17 protein-coding genes, 2 tRNA genes and 1 other RNA gene are annotated in these 17,737 nt (G+C 70.1%); 8 read left to right on the top strand and 12 right to left on the bottom strand.

All coding sequences use genetic code 11. The features are described from left to right. Positions 1–23 precede the first annotated feature (23 nt). Together AYL44_RS05325 and AYL44_RS05320 are read left to right on the top strand one after the other, a co-directional pair. On the top strand, positions 24–1,103 hold the full coding sequence (locus AYL44_RS05325; RefSeq protein ID WP_064002163.1) for a DMT family transporter: 1,080 nt from the start codon (positions 24–26) through the stop codon (positions 1,101–1,103). 14 nt (positions 1,104–1,117) lie between these two features. After that, a tRNA-Ile gene (locus tag AYL44_RS05320) sits at positions 1,118–1,191 on the top strand. On the opposite strand, the gene AYL44_RS05315 is transcribed toward AYL44_RS05320, so the two are convergent. The 3 genes from AYL44_RS05315 to AYL44_RS05305 are packed head-to-tail and all read right to left on the bottom strand — an operon-like array spanning position 1,189 to position 2,065. Continuing rightward, on the bottom strand, positions 1,189–1,422 hold the full coding sequence (locus tag AYL44_RS05315) for a hypothetical protein (protein WP_157532569.1): 234 nt from the start codon (positions 1,420–1,422) through the stop codon (positions 1,189–1,191). The genes AYL44_RS05320 and AYL44_RS05315 overlap by 3 nt on opposite strands. Positions 1,423–1,463: 41 nt before the next feature. Further along, the gene (locus tag AYL44_RS05310; protein ID WP_064002161.1) at positions 1,464–1,877 is read right to left on the bottom strand and encodes a hypothetical protein; all 414 of its coding nucleotides are present in this window, start codon (positions 1,875–1,877) and stop codon (positions 1,464–1,466) included. After that, positions 1,877–2,065 carry a hypothetical protein gene (locus AYL44_RS05305; RefSeq protein WP_064002160.1) on the bottom strand — a complete coding sequence of 63 codons (189 nt, stop codon included), beginning with the start codon at positions 2,063–2,065 and terminating at the stop codon, positions 1,877–1,879. Before AYL44_RS05305 ends, AYL44_RS05310 begins: the two co-directional genes overlap by 1 nt. Before the next feature lie 200 nt (positions 2,066–2,265). Between AYL44_RS05305 and AYL44_RS05300 the strand changes: the two genes are divergently transcribed. Next, on the top strand, positions 2,266–2,769 hold the full coding sequence (locus AYL44_RS05300) for a DUF3145 domain-containing protein (RefSeq protein ID WP_064002159.1): 504 nt from the start codon (positions 2,266–2,268) through the stop codon (positions 2,767–2,769). A 170-nt stretch (positions 2,770–2,939) separates the two neighbouring features. Here AYL44_RS05300 and AYL44_RS05295 read toward each other — a convergent pair whose 3' ends face one another. The 8 genes from AYL44_RS05295 to AYL44_RS05260 all read right to left on the bottom strand — a co-directional run bounded on the left by AYL44_RS05295 (position 2,940) and on the right by AYL44_RS05260 (position 12,251). Then, positions 2,940–4,178: a beta-ketoacyl-[acyl-carrier-protein] synthase family protein gene (locus AYL44_RS05295; protein ID WP_064002158.1), complete on the bottom strand. Its 1,239-nt coding sequence runs from the start codon at positions 4,176–4,178 to the stop codon at positions 2,940–2,942. Between the two features lie 50 nt (positions 4,179–4,228). Beyond that, positions 4,229–4,477: an acyl carrier protein gene (locus AYL44_RS05290; RefSeq protein ID WP_036308817.1), complete on the bottom strand. Its 249-nt coding sequence runs from the start codon at positions 4,475–4,477 to the stop codon at positions 4,229–4,231. 70 nt (positions 4,478–4,547) lie between these two features. Then, positions 4,548–5,549, bottom strand: coding sequence for a beta-ketoacyl-ACP synthase III (locus AYL44_RS05285; RefSeq protein ID WP_064002157.1), 1,002 nt, complete (start codon positions 5,547–5,549; stop codon positions 4,548–4,550). Next, positions 5,546–6,463 (bottom strand): ACP S-malonyltransferase, encoded by a 918-nt coding sequence (locus AYL44_RS05280; RefSeq protein ID WP_064002156.1) that lies wholly within the window; start codon positions 6,461–6,463, stop codon positions 5,546–5,548. The genes AYL44_RS05285 and AYL44_RS05280 overlap by 4 nt, the downstream gene beginning before the upstream one ends. An 85-nt stretch (positions 6,464–6,548) precedes the next feature. Continuing rightward, positions 6,549–7,751, bottom strand: coding sequence for a PucR family transcriptional regulator (locus AYL44_RS05275; protein ID WP_064002155.1), 1,203 nt, complete (start codon positions 7,749–7,751; stop codon positions 6,549–6,551). An 8-nt stretch (positions 7,752–7,759) separates the two neighbouring features. After that, complete coding sequence (gene aceE, locus AYL44_RS05270; protein WP_064002154.1) at positions 7,760–10,486, bottom strand: pyruvate dehydrogenase (acetyl-transferring), homodimeric type; 2,727 nt, start codon at positions 10,484–10,486, stop codon at positions 7,760–7,762. 165 nt (positions 10,487–10,651) lie between these two features. Then, a tRNA-Val gene (locus AYL44_RS05265) sits at positions 10,652–10,724 on the bottom strand. A gap of 45 nt (positions 10,725–10,769) precedes the next feature. Beyond that, positions 10,770–12,251: an amino acid permease gene (locus tag AYL44_RS05260; protein WP_064002153.1), complete on the bottom strand. Its 1,482-nt coding sequence runs from the start codon at positions 12,249–12,251 to the stop codon at positions 10,770–10,772. A gap of 106 nt (positions 12,252–12,357) precedes the next feature. Here AYL44_RS05260 and AYL44_RS05255 point away from each other — a divergent pair, with 106 nt between their 5' ends. The 3 genes from AYL44_RS05255 to rnpB all read left to right on the top strand — a co-directional run bounded on the left by AYL44_RS05255 (position 12,358) and on the right by rnpB (position 15,206). Further along, complete coding sequence (locus tag AYL44_RS05255; protein WP_064002152.1) at positions 12,358–13,089, top strand: zinc ribbon domain-containing protein; 732 nt, start codon at positions 12,358–12,360, stop codon at positions 13,087–13,089. Continuing rightward, a complete protein-coding gene (locus AYL44_RS05250) occupies positions 13,086–14,810 on the top strand; it encodes a bifunctional 3'-5' exonuclease/DNA polymerase (RefSeq protein ID WP_419865915.1) in 1,725 nt (574 codons plus the stop codon). Before AYL44_RS05255 ends, AYL44_RS05250 begins: the two co-directional genes overlap by 4 nt. Positions 14,811–14,841: 31 nt before the next feature. Further along, positions 14,842–15,206: RNase P RNA component class A (rnpB, locus tag AYL44_RS05245), an RNA gene on the top strand. Positions 15,207–15,222: 16 nt separating this feature from the next. On the opposite strand, the gene ppgK is transcribed toward rnpB, so the two are convergent. Further along, the gene (gene ppgK / locus AYL44_RS05240) at positions 15,223–16,044 is read right to left on the bottom strand and encodes a polyphosphate--glucose phosphotransferase (protein ID WP_064002150.1); all 822 of its coding nucleotides are present in this window, start codon (positions 16,042–16,044) and stop codon (positions 15,223–15,225) included. A gap of 92 nt (positions 16,045–16,136) precedes the next feature. Here ppgK and AYL44_RS05235 point away from each other — a divergent pair, with 92 nt between their 5' ends. Next, positions 16,137–16,319 carry a hypothetical protein gene (locus AYL44_RS05235; RefSeq protein ID WP_064002149.1) on the top strand — a complete coding sequence of 61 codons (183 nt, stop codon included), beginning with the start codon at positions 16,137–16,139 and terminating at the stop codon, positions 16,317–16,319. A gap of 78 nt (positions 16,320–16,397) precedes the next feature. Beyond that, positions 16,398–17,735 (top strand): type I glutamate--ammonia ligase, encoded by a 1,338-nt coding sequence (gene glnA / locus AYL44_RS05230; protein ID WP_064002148.1) that lies wholly within the window; start codon positions 16,398–16,400, stop codon positions 17,733–17,735. The last annotated feature ends 2 nt before the right edge of the window (positions 17,736–17,737 follow it).

Below are 17,737 nucleotides of genomic sequence, written 5' to 3'. Positions count from 1 at the left end.
CTCGCGCCCGGTATCGTCGAGGCGTGATTCTCCCCGGGACGCCGATCGACGACCTCACCGACGAACTCGTCGGCGTCTTCGGGAACCCGGCGATCCTCATCGGCATCCCGCTCGCGATCATCGGCGCGGTGTTCATGTCGTTCGGGGCGCAGTACCAGCACCGCGGCGTGCAGAAGGTCGAGCAGCTCACCGCGCAGGCGGGCGTCTCCGGCCTGACCGGCGGTCAGCTGCTGCGGCTGCTGCGTCGACCGTCGTGGGTCCTCGGGACCGTCATGCTGGGCCTCGCGATCCTCTGCCAGCTCGCGGCACTGTCCTTCGCGCCGCTGATCCTCGTACAGCCGATCGGTGCGATCTCTCTCGTCATCACCACGCTGCTCAACGCAAGGGTCAGCGGTCACAAGCCGACGCGACGCTCGATCACCTCGATCGCCCTGTGCGTCGGCGGCATCTTCATCTTCGTGACGGTCGCCGCGCTGTACGCGACCGAGCGCCCGATCAGCGACCCGCAGCTGCTGACGGTCCTCTGGATCCTCCTCGGCGTCGTCGTCGTGCTGGGCGTCCTGTGGGTGACCCTCCGCAAGCGGATGCGGGCCCTTTTCTACATCGTCGCGGCCGGCATCGTCTACGGCTTCGTCGCGACCCTCGCGAAGGTCGTCATCAACCGCATCGCCAACGGCGACTTCGAGTGGCTGACGGTCCTGTGCATCGTCGCGCTGCTCGCCGGAACGGCGATGGGTGCCTACTTCGTCCAGACGGCGTACTCGTCGGGCCCCCCGGATCTCGTCATCGCCGGGCTCACGGTGATCGACCCGATCGTCGCGATCGTCATCGGGCTCGCCGTCCTCGACGAGGCGAGCGGTGCGCCGTTCTGGGCGTACATCGGATTCACCGTGGCGGGCGCTCTGGCGATCGTCGGCGTCTTCCAGCTCGCTCGGTACCACCCGCAGGTGATCAGCGACAGCCAGGAGATCCCGATCTCCCGCGGCAGCACCGAGTTCACCGACGGCAAGAAGCCCACGACGGGATCGATCCGGATCACGGAGACCGTCGCGAAGGTCTGGCCGGATCCGCCCGTCAAGGACGAGGAACGACCGAAACGATAGGCTCGTCCTCACAGGGGGCGGTGGCCAAGCTGGTCAAGGCAGCGGGCTCATAACCCGACGATCGTGGGTTCAAGTCCCACCCGCCCTACCGATCACCGCGTTGCACCGCGTCGTAGGACGGCTGACGCAGCGCCTGAAACCACGCGGGCATCCGTGCGCCGGGGATGAGGCGACGACCGGCATCCGCCCTCATCGCGTCCGGATTGTCGGCTGTCCGAAGGTCGACCAGGGCGAACGGATGCCACGGCCCCGTGGGTGTCGCATGCGAGAGCTCCACCCACCACGCCGTCCGACGCAGCGTGCGGTGCAGCTCGGACATCCGCGCGGGTAGACGCGGCCCGAGCGAGCGCGCACGCACCATCACGCGGCCCTGATCTGATCGCTTTCGTACGGCACGAGTGTGCCGTACACGCTCGGCGACGGTCGCAAGCGCAGCAGGAGGGTGAATCTGAGCGGCACGCCGGACCCGGTCGAGGCGAACTCGATGTCGGCCGGTCCCTCGGGCGTCTGCACGCGCAGCGCGAGCCCGATGACGTCGGGCAGCGGCGCCGGGAGTCCGATCGAGCGCGAGAGGCGCCCCTCGAGCGGCTGGCGTTCCCCGGCGGCGGGGTCGTCGATCCAACGGATGCCGGAGCGGGTGTTCCGAGGCATCCAGTGCACCGAGCCGGTCAACGGCAATCCGCGGGGATGGATCGGGCGTGGATGCCGCACCCGTTGCACGCCGAGGAACACGAGGGCGAGTGCGCGGCCGACGACCGCGGATCCTCGCCCCATCAGGGATGCGTGATCGACGGTCCCTGGGGGAAGGGGTCGTCCTCGTCGTCCGACAGGCCGTCGTCCGACACCTCGTCGCCGGCTCGGGCCGCGTCGGCCTTGACCTCGTCGCTCGCGGCGTCGGTCGGCGGCGCGTCGTCGGCGTGGGCGTCGTCGGCGTCGCGGTGGTGAGGGGTGTTCTCGCTCATGATCTTCCTTCCGTCGTGCGGCCACTGTGCCTCTGCACAGGGCAGCGTCCTACGGGGTTGACGGATGACCGGAGCCGTGAGTGTTACACGGTTGTGATTCGACGTCGACGTAGGCGATAATGGCGGCACAACCGGATATCCGGCCAGCACTCTCCATCAGGTCGTAGGGGAAGACGTACCTGAACGAAACGGAGAGATCGATGGCCACACCTCAGGCGCGCGGAGTGATCTTCATCCACTCCGCGCCACGCGCGCTGTGCCCCCACCTCGAGTGGGCGGCCGGGCGTGCCCTCGGGCACGCCGTCAACTTCGAGTGGGCGGACCAGCCCGTCCTCGACGGCAGCCGACGCGCGGAGTTCTACTGGGAGGGACCCGCCGGCACCGGCGCCGCCCTCGCGACCGCCATGCGCGGGTGGGAGCACCTGCGTTACGAGGTGAGCGAGGACCCGACGCCGCGCAGCGACGGCGGCCGGTGGCTGCACACGCCGAGCCTCGGCATCCACTATGCCCAGACGGACTCGGCTGGCAACGTCGTCATCGGCGAGGACCGCCTTCGGTACGCCATGGAGATCGCGGCCGGCGACATCACCGAACTCCAGCGAGAGCTCGACGTCGCGCTCGGCGTCGCCTGGGACGACGAACTCGAGCCGTTCCGTCACGCCAGCGACGACGCACCGGTCGTCTGGCTGCACAAGGTCGGCTGAGACGACCCGTCCCGAGCGGACACTCCACGATCGGACAGGTCTTCAGGCGGGGCAGGAGAGCCTCGACCGGCTTCGGACGGCTTCCCGGAGACCGGGGCGGCCTCGGCCCCGCCTGGATAGAACGACAGACGCCCCCGGTGGCTTCCCGGGGGCGTCTGTCGTGTGTCGGATCAGACCGAGCGGAACGCGACGACGGCGTTGTGACCGCCGAAGCCGAACGAGTTGCTGATGGCCAGCTGGTCACCGTCGCCGAGCGGCACCGCGTCGCCGGACAGGCGGAACGGCACGGCCGGGTCCGGCTCGGTGATGTTGATCGTCGGGGGAGCGACACGGTCGCGCAGGGCGAGCACCGTGAACATCGCCTCGAGGGCGCCCGTACCGCCCAGCAGGTGGCCCGTGGAGGCCTTCGTAGCCGAGACCGGCATCTCCTCGACACGGTCGCCGAAGACGGACTTCAGTGCGACGTATTCGTTCGGGTCGCCGACCGGGGTGGAGGTCGCGTGCGCGTTGACGTGGGTCACGTCGTCCGGCGCGGCATCCGCCATCTCCAGAGCGAGACGGACGGCGCGCGCGGCGCCGGTGCCCTCGGGGTCGTTGGCGGTGATGTGGTACGAATCCGCCGTCACGCCGCCGCCGACGAGCTCGGCGTAGATCTTGGCGCCGCGCGCCTTCGCGTGCTCCTCGGTCTCGAGGATCAGTACGGCCGCCCCCTCGCCCATGACGAAGCCGTCGCGGTCGATGCTGCCGGGACGGGATGCCGTCTCGGGGGAGTCGTTGCGTCGCGAGAGCGCCTGCATCGAGGCGAACGACGCGATCGTGATGGGGTGGATCGCCGATTCGGTACCGCCGGCGATCACGACGTCGGCGAGGCCCGCGCGCATGTGCTCGAGGGCGTTGACGATCGACTCGGTGCTCGACGCGCAGGCGCTCGCGAAGGTGCGGGCGTAGGCGCGGGCACCGAAGTGCAGCGACAGGTTGCCCGCCGCCGCGTTGGGCATGAGCATGGGTACCGTCATCGGCATGACGCGACGCGGCCCCTTCTCGCGCAGGGTGTCCCAGGCATCGAGGAGCGTCCACACGCCGCCGATGCCCGTGGCGAACTCGACGCCGAGGCGCTCAGGGTCGACCTCGGGCGAACCCGCGTCCTCCCAGGCCTCCTTGGCGGCGACCATCGCGAGCTGCGACGACGGGTCGAGCCGCTTGGCGACGGGGCGTTCCAGCACCGTCTCGGGGCGCACCTTCGCCTCGGCGGCGAACGTGACGGGCAGCTGGTACTGCTCGACCCACTCGTGCTCGAGGGTGCGCGCGCCGGACTCTCCGGCGAGGAGGGCGTCCCAGCTCTCGCCGGCGGTTCCGCCGATGGGGGAGGTCGCACCGATGCCGGTGACGAAGATTCGCTTGTTGCTCATGGTTCCCTCGTGCTGCTCCGGTGGGGGCGAACCCCCACCGGACGCGCGGATCAGGCCTGGTTGGACGAGATGTAGGTGACGGCGTCGCCGACGGTCTTGAGGTTCTTGACCTCGTCGTCGGGGATGGTGACGCCGAACTTCTCCTCGGCGTTGACGACGATCGTCATCATCGAGATCGAGTCGATGTCGAGGTCGTCGGTGAACGACTTCTCGAGGGCGACCTCGTCGGACGAGATTCCGGTCTCGTCGGTGATGAGCTCGGCCAGGCCGGCGAGGACCTCGTCGTTGGTGAATGCCATGGGATTTCTCCTTCTGTGGGAATCGGGCCCAGCCGGGCCGGTAGTCAGTTTAGGTGGGGGAGTGCCGTCGTCACGGGAGGACGACGACCTGGGCGCCGAACACGAGTCCGGCTCCGAATCCGATCTGCAGGGCGAGGCCGCCGCTGAGTTCGGGGTGCTCTTCGAGCAGACGGTGCGTCGCCAGCGGGATGGATGCCGCGGAGGTGTTGCCCGTCGTCTCGATGTCTCGACCGATCACGACGGACTCGGGCAGCTTCAGCTGCTTGGCGAACTCGTCGATGATGCGCATGTTGGCCTGGTGCGGCACGAAGGCGGCCAGGTCGTCGGGGGTGATCCCGGCGGCTTCGATGGCCTGCCGTGCGACCTTGACCATCTCCCACACGGCCCAGCGGAACACCGTCGGCCCCTCCTGGCGGAGGGTGGGCCAGGGGGCGAGGCCGTCGCGGAACTCCGTCAGCGTGTGGTTCATGCCCACGGCATCCGCCTTCGAGCCGTCCGAGCCCCAGATGGTCGGACCGATGCCCGGAGTCTCACTCGGTCCGACGACGACCGCGCCCGCGCCGTCGCCCAGGAGGAACGAGATGGAGCGGTCGGTGGGGTCCACGACGTCGCTGAGCTTCTCGGTACCGATGACGAGCGCGTAGTGGGCGGCGCCGGCGCGGATGAGGGCATCGGCCTGGGCGACCCCGTAGGCGAACCCGGCGCAGGCGGCGTTGAGGTCGTAGGCGGCCGCCGGGTTCGCGCCCACGCGGTCGGCGACGATCGCCGAGACCGACGGCGTCTGCTTCGGGTTCGAGATCGTCGCGACGATGACGGCGTCGATCCTGTCGGCCGGGATGCCGGAGCGTTCGATCGCTTCGGCGGCGGCGTCAGCGGCGAGATCGATCGCCGAGGTGTCGGCATCCGCCCTCACACGGGTGATGATGCCGGTGCGCTGACGGATCCACTCGTCGCTGGAGTCGATCGGTTCGATCAGGTCCTCGTTGGGGACGGCGTTCTGACCGCGCGCCGCACCGTAGGAGTAGATGCGGGTGTGGGCGGCGCCGGTCGGCTGGATCAGCTGGGGGGTCATGCGTTCTCTCCGGTCAGGAGGGCGTTCGCGGCGGCGAGGTCCTCGGGCGTCTTCACCGCAACAGACGGTACGCCGCGCAGCCCGCGCTTGGCGAGTCCGACGAGCGTGCCCGCCGGTGCGAGCTCGATGATCCCGGTGACGCCGTTGTCGGCGAACGAAGCCATGCACAGATCCCAGCGGACGGGGTTCGCGACCTGCGCGACGAGCAGATCCAGCGCGGCGCGGCCGTCGGTGACGGTGCCGCCGTCGCGGTTGCTCCACAGCGTGAGGGAGGGATCGGATGCCGAGACGTCGGCCGCAGCCGACCGCAGCGTCTCGACGGCCGGCGCCATGTACCGCGTGTGGAAGGCACCGGCGACCTGCAGCGGGATGACGCGGCTGCCGCGCGGCGCTTCGGCGGCTAGTTCCGCGAGGGCGGGCAGCGCGCCGGCGGCGACGATCTGACCGCCGCCGTTGTAGTTGGCGGGGGTGAGGTCGAGCTCCTCGAGGCGGCCGAGCACCGTGGCCTCGTCTCCTCCGACGACGGCGCTCATGCCGGTCTCCTCGAGCGCGGCGGCCCCGGCCATCGCGCGGCCGCGGATGCCCACGAGGCGCATACCGTCCTCCTCGGTGAGGACGCCGGCGGCGACGAGCGCCGCGATCTCGCCCACGGAGTGTCCGGCGACACCGTCCGGCCGGTGACCGGCAGCGACGAGCGCGCGCCAGGAGAGCAGGCTCGCGGCGACGATGAGGGGCTGGGCGACCTTGGTGTCGCGGATGCGGTCGGCATCCCACTCGGTTCCGGCGGCGACGAGGTCGACCTCGGCGAACGCGGAGTACTGCTCGAGCAGCTCGCGGGTGCCTTCGGTGTCGAGCCACGGGGTGAGGAACCCGGGGGTCTGCGAACCCTGGCCCGGGAAGACGGCGATGATCACGGTTTCCATCCTTGCAAGTTCGAGTCGGACGTGCTGTCGGTCGGCGCACAACAAAGTGCGGATCGTTTGTCTGTGTCGTACAGGATCAGCCGCGGCGCGTCGGGCGCCGGCGGGTCACCTCGGCGCCGATCGAGCCGAGGATCAGCGCCGTCTGGAGGATGAGCGCCTCGCGGGGACCGGTGGCATCCCAACCGATCACGTCCGACACCCGCTTCAGGCGGTACCGCACCGTGTTGGGGTGGACGAAGAGCTCGCGGGCCGTCGCTTCGAGCGAGCGACCATTGTCGAGGTAGCTCCAGAGGGTCGTCACGAGGTCCGTCGAGTGCGCCTGCAGCGGTCGGTAGATCTTGTCGATGAGGGTGGCCTTCGCGAGGGGGTCACCGGCGAGGGCGCGTTCGGGCAGCAGGTCGTCGGCGTCAACCGGCCGCGGCGCGTGACGCCAGGACTTCGCCACCGCGAAGCCGGCGAGGGCGGCACGCGCGCTGATGCCGGCATCCAACAGGGCGGGCGCCGTCGGGCCCAGCACGAGATGACCGCTCCCGAACCCCGGCTCGAGACGCGTCGCGATCTCGGTGAACGGGAGCTCCTCGGCATCCTCCCGGCCCGTCTGGTCGGCCCGCCCGATGACGAGCACGAGGCGCGAACCCTGCACTCCGATGAGGACGTCGACGCCGAGCTTGCGGGCCGTCCGACGCACCTGGTCGACGTCCAGTTGAGGCGGTGTCGTCCCCACCAGGACGGCGACCTCGCCGTGACCGTGCCAGCCCAGCGCCGCGATGCGGCTCGGCAGCTCCTCGTCGGCCTCGCCCGTCAGGATCGAGTCGACGACGAGGGCTTCGAGGCGGGCGTCCCACAGTCCGCGCGCCTCGGCCGCGCGGGCGTAGACGTCCGCAGCGGCGAAGGCGACTTCGCGCGAGTACAGCAGGATGCTCTCGCGCAGTCCGTTGCCCCGTCCGGCGACCCGCTCCTCGGTCGTCTCGACCGTCACCTTGATGAGCTGGAGCGTCTGGGTGAGGCTGATGCTCCGGAGCAACTCGCGCGGCGCCGACGCGAAGACGTCGGCCGCGATCCAGGGCGTCGAGTTCGGGTCGTCGTACCAGTCGACGAACGACGAGATGCCCGACTGGGCGACGAGACCGACGGCCGACCGCCGCCCGGGGGGCATCTCGGCGTACCACGGCAGGGACTCTTCGAGCCTGCGCAGAGTGGTGGTCGCGAGATCACCCGAGATGCGACGGAGCCACGCCAGTGTCTCCGCCTTCTCCTGGGCGGTCGGCCGTTCGGTCATCGCGCGGGTCAGGCTTCGCCGCCCGCGTTGCCGGAGGTGCCGGCGTTGACGTCGTGCAGACGGTACTTCTCGATCGCCTGAGCCGACAGGCCGCGGTCGACGACGCCGTCCTCGGCCAGGGCCTGCAACGTGCGCACGACGATCGACGGGCCGTCGATCTTGAACTGGCGACGGGCCGCGGCGCGCGTGTCGGAGAAGCCGAAGCCGTCGGCGCCGAGCGTCGCGTACCGGCGGGGGATCCACTGGCGGATCTGGTCCTGCACGGCGTGCATGAAGTCGCTGACGGCGACGATCGGACCTTCGGAGTCGCGCAGCTTCTCGGTGACGTAGGCCGTCTTGGGCTCTTCGGTCGGGTGCAGGAAGTTGTGCTCGTCCGCCGCCAGACCGTCACGACGCAGTTCGGTCCAGCTGGTGACCGACCAGACGTCGGCGCTCACGCCCCAGTCCTTCTGCAGCAGCTCCTGCGCCTCGAGCGCCCACGGCAGACCCACGCCCGAGGCGAGGATCTGGGCACGGTGGCCCTCACCCGACCCGGTCGCGACGCGGTGGATGCCGCGGATGATGCCGTCGACGTCGACATCCTCCGGCTCCTTCGGCTGGACGATCGGCTCGTTGTAGACCGTGATGTAGTACATGACGTTCGGGTCCTCGTGCTCCCCGCCGTACATGCGCTCGAGTCCCGACTGCACGATGTGCGCGATCTCGTAGCCGTAGGCCGGGTCGTAGGAGACCGTCGCCGGGTTGGTCGAGGCGAGCAGGTGCGAGTGGCCGTCGGCGTGCTGGAGGCCCTCACCGGTCAGGGTGGTCCGTCCGGCGGTGGCGCCGATGATGAAGCCGCGCGCCATCTGGTCGCCCGCCGCCCACTGGGCGTCGCCCGTGCGCTGGAAGCCGAACATCGAGTAGAAGACGTAGACCGGGATGAGCGGTTCGCCGTGCGTCGCGTAGGAGGTGCCGACACCCGTGAAGGCGGCGAGGGCGCCGGCCTCGTTGATGCCGACGTGCATGATCTGACCCTGCGGGCTCTCCTTGTAGGCCAGGAGCAGCTCGCGGTCGACGGACGTGTAGTTCTGCCCGTTCGGGTTGTAGATCTTCGCGGTCGGGAAGTAGGCGTCCATACCGAACGTGCGCGCCTCGTCGGGGATGATCGGCACGATGCGGTGGCCGAAGTCCTTCGTCCGCAGCAGGTCCTTGAGCAGGCGGACGAACGCCATCGTGGTGGCGACCTCCTGCGTGCCCGAGCCCTTCTTCGGCAGCGCGTAGACGCTGTCGTCGGGGAGGCTGATCGCGGTGTGCGTGCTGCGACGCTGCGGGAGCGTCCCGCCCAGTGCGCGACGACGCTCGACCATGTACTCGATGGTCTCGTCGCCCTCACCCGGGTGGTAGTACGGCGGCTCGTACGGGTTCTCCTCCAGCTGCGCGTCCGTCAGCGGGATGTGCATCTGGTCGCGGAAGAGCTTGAGGTCGTCGAGGGTCATCTTCTTCATCTGGTGCGTCGCGTTGCGCCCCTCGAAGTGCGGACCGAGGCCGTATCCCTTGACCGTCTTGGCGAGGATGACGGTGGGCTGGCCCTTGTGCTCGACGGCGGCCTTGTACGCCGCGAAGACCTTGCGGTAGTCGTGCCCGCCGCGCTTGAGGTTCCAGATCTGTTCGTCGGAGTAGTCCTTGACGAGGGCGGCGGCGCGCTCGTCGCGGCCGAAGAAGTGCTCGCGGACGTACGCGCCGTTCTCGGCCTTGTACGTCTGGAAGTCACCGTCGGGGGTGCTGTTCATGAGGTTCAGCAGCGCGCCGTCGGTGTCGCGGGAGAGCAGGTCGTCCCACTCGCGGCCCCAGACGACCTTGATGACGTTCCAGCCGGCGCCGCGGAAGAAGCTCTCGAGCTCCTGCACGATCTTGCCGTTGCCGCGCACCGGGCCGTCGAGCCGCTGCAGGTTGCAGTTGACGACGAAGGTGAGGTTGTCGAGGCCCTCGTTCGCCGCGACCTGCAGCTGACCGCGGCTCTCGACCTCGTCCATCTCGCCGTCGCCGAGGAAGGCCCAGACGTGCGAGTCGGAGAGGTCCTTGATCCCGCGGTTGGTGAGGTACTTGTTCGTCATCGCCTGGTAGATGGCGTTGATCGGGCCGAGACCCATCGACACGGTCGGGAACTGCCAGTAGTCGGGCATGAGGCGCGGGTGCGGGTACGACGGCAGACCGTGGGGGGCAGCGGATGCCTCCTGGCGGAAGCCGTCGAGCTGCTGGCTCGTGAGACCGCCCTCGAGGAAGGAGCGGGCGTACATGCCGGGGGAGGCGTGGCCCTGGAAGAAGACCTGGTCGCCCCCGCTCTCGTGGTCTGGGCCGCGGAAGAAGTGGTTGAAACCGACTTCGTAGAGGGCCGCCGACGAGGCGTAGGTCGAGATGTGGCCGCCGACGCCGATGCCGGGACGCTGGGCGCGGTGCACCGTCAGCGCGGCGTTCCAGCGAATCCAGCGGCGGTAGCGACGCTCGATCTCTTCGTCACCGGGGAACTCGGGCTCGCTGTCTGCCGGGATCGTGTTGATGTAGTCCGTGGTGGGGACCTGCGGGACATTCAGGTGCAGTTCGCGCGAGCTCTGCAGCAGGCTCAGCATGATCTCGCGGCCGCGGCCGGCGCCCCGGGCGTCGACGAGCTGGCGCAGGGATTCCTGCCACTCCGACGTCTCTTCCGGGTCGCTGTCCTGCGGGCCCTGCGAGTACGGATCCTGATCGTTGACAGTCACAAGAGGCCTTTCGTCGCCTGGCAGATCGTGCCAGGAAGGAGGGTTCGAGCGAGGGCGCGCTTGTTCGCCGCGCACAACTCGCTTGTCCTCAGCCTACCCATTGCGCCCGGCGGCGTTCGCCGTTCGAGACGGCGAGATGAGACAGCGGAGGGCGGATGCCGGGAGTGGGCCCTGCCGGGATCGAACCGACGACATCCACGGTGTAAACGTGGCGCTCTACCAGCTGAGCTAAAGGCCCTGACGGACCGAGTCTACGGGCGGGAGCCGCAGGCCCGGTGCGCCGTCACCGCGCGGTGGGTGCGGTGTAGAGGTCGCCGCCCTTCGCCAGCCGCGAGTGCCGGCGCGAGTACGCGAAGTAGATGACGAAGCCGAGCGCGAGCCAGATGAGGAAGCGCAGCCAGGTCTCGACCGTGAGGTTCAGCATCAGGTAGATGCAGACGACGGCCGACAGGGCGGGCAGCCACGGGTTCAGCGGCACGCGGAACCCGCGCGGCAGGTCGGGGCGACGGCGTCGCAGCACGATGACCCCGACGGAGACGAGGACGAACGCCGACAGCGTGCCGATGTTGACCATCTCCTCCAGCACGCCGACCGGGGTGAGCCCGGCGACCACGGCGACGATGGCCGTCACGATGATCGAGATCACCCACGGGGTCCGGAAGCGGGGGTGCACCTTCGCGAGTCCGCGGGGCAGGAGCGCGTCGCGCGACATCGCGAAGATGATGCGGGTCGCGCCGATCATGAGCGTCAGGACGACCGTCGTGAGCCCGGCGACGGCGCCGGCGGAGATAACGGTGGCCATCCAGGTCTGGCCGTGGAAGGCGAAGGCGTTCGCGAGCGCGGCGGCCGGGTCGAGGTCCTGGTACGGCACCATGCCGGTGACGACGAGGGCGACGGCCCCGTACAGGATCGTGCAGATGACGAGCGAGGCGATGATGCCGATCGGGAGGTCGCGCTGCGGGCGCTTGGTCTCCTCGGCCGTCGTGGCGACGACGTCGAACCCGATGTAGGCGAAGAAGACGAGCGCGGCGCCGGCGAAGATCCCGCCCACGCCGAAGGCGGTCGGCTCGATGCCGGAGAAGAACTGCAGGAGGGGCTGCGTGAGCCCCGACGCCGTCTCGCGCGGCGCGGCATCCGGGATGAAGGGGGAGTAGTTCGCGGGGTTCACGAACAGGAGACCGGCGATGATCACGAAGAGGACGATGAAGAGCTTGACCGCGACGAGGACGAGGTTGACGCGCAGGGATTCCCGGATGCCGAGGGTGATGAGCACGCCCAGAACGACGACGAGCAGCACGGCCATCACGTCGACGGTCCCGCCGTAGCCGATGGCCGCGGGGATCGGTGCGCCGAGCTGTTCCATCAGCGACCCGAGGTAGGCGCTCCACCCCTGCGCCACGACGCTCGCTCCGAGGAACATCTCGAGGATGAGGTCCCACCCGATGATCCAGGCGAAGAGCTCGCCGAGGGAGGCGTAGGAGAAGGTGTACGCGGATCCCGACACCGGGACGGTCGAGGCGAACTCGGCGTAGCACATGGCGGCCAGCCCGCACGCGATGGCCGCGACGACGAAGCTGATGACGATCGCGGGCCCGGCGACCTCGTGCGCGGCGCGCCCGGTCAGGGTGAAGATGCCGGCGCCGATGACGACACCGACGCCGAAGACGGTGAGATCGAGCGCGGACAGCGACTTCTTGAGCCGGAACTCCGGCTCCTCGGTGTCGGCGATCGACTGTTCGACCGTCTTGGTGCGCAGCATGCTCATGCTGATCTCCTCCCGCGCGATTCCGGCACGTCATGCTAGTGCGTCGCGGCATCCCGCTCGTAGCCGACGCCCCGGCGGCCCGTCGGCCGAGGGTAGGTTGGAGGGCGTGAAAGCCAGCTTCGCCGACCAGCGCCGCCTCCTCGATCTCGCCGACGCGGACCTCGCCGCGCAGCAGGCGGAGCACGCTCGCCGCAACCCCGCGCAGGCCGCCCGCGTGAAGGAGCTGCTCGCCGAGCGCGCGACGCACTCGGCCGAGCTCACCCGTCGACTCGGAGCCCGTGACGACGCGAAGGCGGAGCTCGCCCGCATCCAGTCCGACGTCGCCGTCGTCGACGCCCGGACCGCCCGCGACAACGAGCGGCTCGCGTCGACGTCGAGCGCGAAGGACGCGCAGGGGCTCGAGCACGAGATCGCCTCGCTCGCCAAGCGCAAGTCCGACCTCGAGGACGCCGAGCTCGAGGTCATGGAGCGCCTCGAGGAGGCGGAGGCTGCGGTCGCCGCCCAGGAGGCGCTCATCGCCTCGGTCAACGAGGAGGGTGCCCGCCTGAGCGCCGAGGCCAAGGAGGTCGTGGCCGACGCGACCGCCCGCCACGAGGCCGCCACGCGTGACCGCGCCGCGATCGCGGCGAGCCTGCCGGCCGACCTGGTCGCGATGTACGACCGCCTCGCGGCCCGGGGCGTCGGCGCCGGTCTCCTGCAGCACCGCACCTGCGGCGGGTGCCGCATGGTGCTGTCGGGGACCGACCTGAACACCGTCCGCGCGGCGGCCGAGGACGACGTCGTCACGTGTCCCGAGTGCGGCTGCATCCTCGTCCGCGGCGAGGACTCCGGGCTCTGACCGTCCCGGGCGCCTCCGCCGGGGACGCCGTCCCCTGGATCGTGGTGGGGGCCATCGGCGACGGTGTCGCCCTCGTCCCCGTCGCCGCCGACGGATCACGCGGCGACACGACCCACCTCGACAGGCGCGACTTCGCCGAGCGGGTGCGGCGCACGGAGGGCACCACCCGCTGGGTGTGGAGCGACACGACCGCGTGGTACCCGGCCCTCCTCGCGGGAGGCGTCCGCGTCGCGCGGTGTCACGACCTGCGCCTCGCGCACGCGATCCTGCGCGACAGCGCCCGTGCGGTGGCAGCGGACCGCCTGCGCTCCGCGAGGGAGTGGGATGCCGCGGCATCCGTCGTCGATGACGGACCGAGCGCGCTCTTCGACATCGATCCGGGCACGCGCGAGGTGCCCCACGACCTGGACTCGGCCCTGGCGGAGTTCGGACGACAGCGCGAGGTGATCGCCGCGAGCGCGGCGGGGCTGCGCCTGCTGGTGGCCGCGGAGTCGGTGGGTGCCCTCGTCGCGACCGAGATGCACGCGGCGGGCGTTCCCTGGGACGCGGAGGTGCACGACGGGATCCTGACCGGGATGCTGGGGTCCCGGGAACCCGCCGGGCGTCTGCCGGCGCGCATCGAGGCGCTCGGCGCCGAGGTCCGTGCGCTCCTCGGCGACCCCGGTGTCAGCATCGACTCGCAGCCGAAGCTCCTGCGCGCGCTGCACCGCGTGGGGGTCGCGGCGGCGTCGACCAGCAAGTGGGAGCTGCGCGAGTACGACCATCCGGTGATCGCGCCACTGCTCGAGTACAAGCGCCTCATGCGGCTGTTCACCGCGAACGGGTGGGCCTGGCGCGACGAGTGGGCACCCGACGGCCGGTTTCGCCCGGTGTACGTGCCGGGCGGCGTGGTCACGGGACGGTGGGCGTCGTCCGGCGGAGGTGCGCTGCAGATGCCGCGTCAGCTGCGCCCCGCGGTGCGGGCCGACCCCGGATGGTCGCTCGTGGTTGCCGACGTGGCGCAGCTCGAACCGCGGGTGCTCGCCGCGATGTCGCGGGATGCCGCCTTGGCCGACAGTGCGAGGGACACGGACCTCTACGAGGGCATCGTCTCGCGCGGCGTCGTGAGCACCCGGTCCGAGGCGAAGTTCGCGTTGCTCGGCGCGATGTACGGCGCGACGACGGGGGACAGCGGACGACTCGTGCCGGCGTTGCGCCGTGCCTACCCGCGCGCGATGGGGCTCGTCGACGACGCTGCTCGCGTCGGCGAGGAAGGCGGTGTCGTCTCGACGTGGCTCGGGCGCTCCAGTCCACCGCCGTCGCCGGGGTGGCGGGCTCTGCAGAGGAGCGCGGGCGATCCCGATGCGACTGAGGCGGACCGGACCCGTGCCCGCCGCGCCGCCCGTGACCGTGGGCGCTTCACGCGCAACTTCGTCGTGCAGGGGACGGCGGCGGAATGGGCCCTCGCGTGGCTGGGCGACCTGCGTGCGCGCCTCGCGGCGCTGCCGCTCGTCGACGAGGCGGATGCCGCGCCGCGGTCGGGTCCGATCCACGCACGGCAGGCGCACCTGGCCTTCTTCCTGCACGACGAGGTCATCGTCCACACGCCCGCCGCGCACGCGGCGCTCGCGGCCGAGGCGGTGTCGCTCGCGGCCGACGCGGCCACGCGCCTGCTCTTCGGCGACATCCCGTTGGACTTCCGCCTCGACCTGCAGGTGCGGGTCGACGCCGCGAAGGAGTGACCGGCCGGCCGGATAGACTCGACCCCGCGAATGGGTCGGCTGGACGGTCGCGTGGCGCGAGAGCGCACCGAGGAACGTCCGGGCTCCACAGGGCAGGGCGGTGGGTAACACCCACCCGGAGTGATCCGCGAGACAGTGCCACAGAGAGCAGACCGCCCCGGTTCCGACCGGGGTAAGGGTGAAAGGGTGGTGTAAGAGACCACCGGGGTCGTGGTGACACGACCCGCACGGTAAACCTCGCCCGGAGCAAGGTCAGACAGGGGATGCCGACGCGGCCCGCTGAGTCCCCGGGTAGACCGCTGGAGCGGCACGGCAACGTGTCGCCGAGAGAGATGACCGTCCACGGGGTCCGCGAGGACCCCCGGACAGAACCCGGCGTACAGGCCGGCCCATTCGCCCCCCGGACGACGCGTCAGCGCGCGGTGGTGTCAGCCAGGTCGCCGCCCTGCTCGGCCGGCACGTCCTCACGCTCGCCCGCGAGAGCGAGCGCTGCCGCGCCGATGATGCCCGCGTTGTTGCGGTGCACGGCGGGGACGATCTCCGTCTTCAGATCGAGCAGCGGCAGGAACTTGTCGGCGTGCTTCGAGACGCCGCCGCCGACGACGAACAGGTCGGGCGTGAACAGGAACTCGAGGTGGCTGTAGTACTGCTGCAGACGGCCGGCCCAGGCATCCCATTCGAGTTCCTCGCGCTCCATCGCCGAGTAGGCGGCGAAGTGCTCGAAGTCCTTCTTGTGACCGGGGCGGTGCAGGTGCCCGAGCTCGGTGTTCGGCACCAGGACGCCCTTGTAGATCATCGCGGTGCCGATGCCGGTGCCGAGGGTCGTCAGCAGGACGAGGCCGTTGCGGTCCTTCGCGGCGCCGTAGCGCATCTCGGCGACGCCGGCGACGTCCGCGTCGTTGGCGAAGTGGATCTGGCGGCCGAGTCCCTTCTCGAAGAACGCCTCGGCCTCGAAGTCGATCCACGTGTCGGCGACGTTCGCGGCGGACAGGGTGCGGCCGTTCTTCACGATCGCCGGGAACGCGACGCCCAGGGGGACGTCGGCGTCGGTCACCTCGAGCTTCTCGAGCACCTCGCGCACGGCCGTGAGCACGTCGTCGGGTTCGGCGCCCTTGGGCGTCGGGACCTTGATCCGGTCGGTGAGGAGCGTTCCTTGCGAGAGGTCGACGAGGGCACCCTTGATGCCCGTCCCTCCGATGTCGATGCCGACGGCGGTGGTGGCGGTCCCAGTCATGCCTCCGAGCCTACTGCGACCGCGCGATGTGAATAGTAGGATGCCGGGCGCCGCCTTCGTAGGATGAAGCAGACGAGGCCGAGGAGGACCCCATGAGCGACGCCGACAAGTACTGGTACAACCTGAAGACGGGCGAGGTGCAGCAGGGGTTCGAGGTGCCGTCGGCCGATCGGGCCGGCCCGTTCGACACCGCCGAAGAGGCGGCGCGCGCTCCCGAGATCATGCGCGAACGCTCCCGCGCGTGGGCGGCGGAGGACGCGGCCGAAGACGACTGAGGCGCGCCCGCGTCGCGTGAGTGCGGCGCCGTGGCGGACCGATAGTCTTGCAGTCGGCTCGGCACCGGGAAGGATGCGATGGACAAGCAGCGTGACTTCGTTCTGAGGACGATCGAGGAACGGGGGGTCAAGTTCATCCGGTTGTGGTTCACCGATGTGACCGGAACCCTCAAGTCGGTCGCGATCGCTCCCGCCGAGGTGGAGGGCGCCTTCGCGGAGGGACTCGGCTTCGACGGGTCCGCGATCGAGGGTCTGACCCGTTCCTACGAGTCCGACCTGCTGGCCCACCCGGACCCCTCCACGTTCCAGACCCTGCCCTGGCGCGGCGAGATCGACCCGACGGCGCGCATGTTCTGCGACATCACGACCCCCGACGGGCAGCCCGCGGTCGCCGATCCGCGCAACGTGCTCAAGCGCGCCCTCGCCAAGGCGGGGGACGCCGGCTTCACGTTCTACACGCACCCCGAGATCGAGTTCTACCTGCTCAAGTCGTCGTCCTTCGGTCCCGAGGGACCCGAGCCGGTCGACTCGGCGGGCTACTTCGACAACGTCCCCGGCGGCACGGCGCACGACTTCCGCCGCCGCTCCGTGCGGATGCTCGAGGACCTCGGCATCTCCGTCGAGTTCAGCCACCACGAGGGCGGCCCGGGTCAGAACGAGATCGACCTCCGGTACGCCGACGCGCTGGCGACGGCCGACAACATCATGACGTTCCGCACGGTCGTGAAGGAGGTGGCGATCGAGCAGGGCGTCTACGCGACCTTCATGCCGAAGCCCCTCAGCGGCAAGCCGGGCAGCGGCATGCACACGCACATGTCCCTGTTCGAGGGCGACATGAACGCGTTCTACGAGGAGGGCGCGCAGTACCAGCTCTCCAAGACCGGCCGCCAGTTCATCGCCGGCCTCCTGCGCCACGCGAACGAGATCTCGGCCGTCACGAACCAGTTCGTAAACTCCTACAAGCGCCTCTGGGGCGGGGACGAGGCCCCGAGCTTCATCTGCTGGGGCCACAACAACCGCTCCGCGCTGGTGCGGGTGCCGATGTACAAGCCCAACAAGGGCCAGTCGACGCGCGTCGAGTACCGCGCGCTGGACTCCGCCGCCAACCCCTACCTCGCGTACGCACTCATGCTCGCCGCCGGCCTCAAGGGCATCGAGGAGGAGTACGAGCTCCCGCCCGAGGCCGAGGACAACGTGTGGTCGTTGACAGATGCCGAGCGCCGGGCCCTCGGCTACGGTCCGCTTCCCTCGAGCCTCGACCACGCCCTGGAGTACATGGAGGAGTCCGAGCTCGTCGCCGAGACCCTCGGCGAGCAGGTGTTCAACTACGTGCTGCTGAACAAGCGCCGCGAGTGGCAGGAGTACCGGTCGCAGGTCACCCCGTTCGAGCTGCAGAAGAACCTCGAGATGCTCTGAGG

This window comes from Microbacterium oleivorans (assembly GCF_001644225.1).
In the GTDB taxonomy this organism is placed as follows: domain Bacteria; phylum Actinomycetota; class Actinomycetes; order Actinomycetales; family Microbacteriaceae; genus Microbacterium; species Microbacterium gawkjiense.
The sequence above is the reverse complement of the archived record's forward strand: the minus strand, read 5'-3'. Positions and strand labels throughout refer to the sequence as shown.

Coding starts and splice junctions, on each gene's coding strand:
- AYL44_RS05300 (WP_064002159.1), top strand. CDS start 2,266: ATGGCCACACCTCAGGCGCGCGGAGTGATCTTCATCCACTCCGCGCCA.
- AYL44_RS05295 (WP_064002158.1), bottom strand. CDS start 4,178: ATGAGCAACAAGCGAATCTTCGTCACCGGCATCGGTGCGACCTCCCCC.
- AYL44_RS05310 (WP_064002161.1), bottom strand. CDS start 1,877: ATGGGGCGAGGATCCGCGGTCGTCGGCCGCGCACTCGCCCTCGTGTTC.
- ppgK (WP_064002150.1), bottom strand. CDS start 16,044: ATGACTGGGACCGCCACCACCGCCGTCGGCATCGACATCGGAGGGACG.
- glnA (WP_064002148.1), top strand. CDS start 16,398: ATGGACAAGCAGCGTGACTTCGTTCTGAGGACGATCGAGGAACGGGGG.
- AYL44_RS05315 (WP_157532569.1), bottom strand. CDS start 1,422: ATGTCCGAGCTGCACCGCACGCTGCGTCGGACGGCGTGGTGGGTGGAG.
- AYL44_RS05305 (WP_064002160.1), bottom strand. CDS start 2,065: ATGAGCGAGAACACCCCTCACCACCGCGACGCCGACGACGCCCACGCC.
- AYL44_RS05290 (WP_036308817.1), bottom strand. CDS start 4,477: ATGGCATTCACCAACGACGAGGTCCTCGCCGGCCTGGCCGAGCTCATC.
- AYL44_RS05285 (WP_064002157.1), bottom strand. CDS start 5,549: ATGACCCCCCAGCTGATCCAGCCGACCGGCGCCGCCCACACCCGCATC.
- AYL44_RS05275 (WP_064002155.1), bottom strand. CDS start 7,751: ATGACCGAACGGCCGACCGCCCAGGAGAAGGCGGAGACACTGGCGTGG.
- AYL44_RS05235 (WP_064002149.1), top strand. CDS start 16,137: ATGAGCGACGCCGACAAGTACTGGTACAACCTGAAGACGGGCGAGGTG.
- AYL44_RS05260 (WP_064002153.1), bottom strand. CDS start 12,251: ATGAGCATGCTGCGCACCAAGACGGTCGAACAGTCGATCGCCGACACC.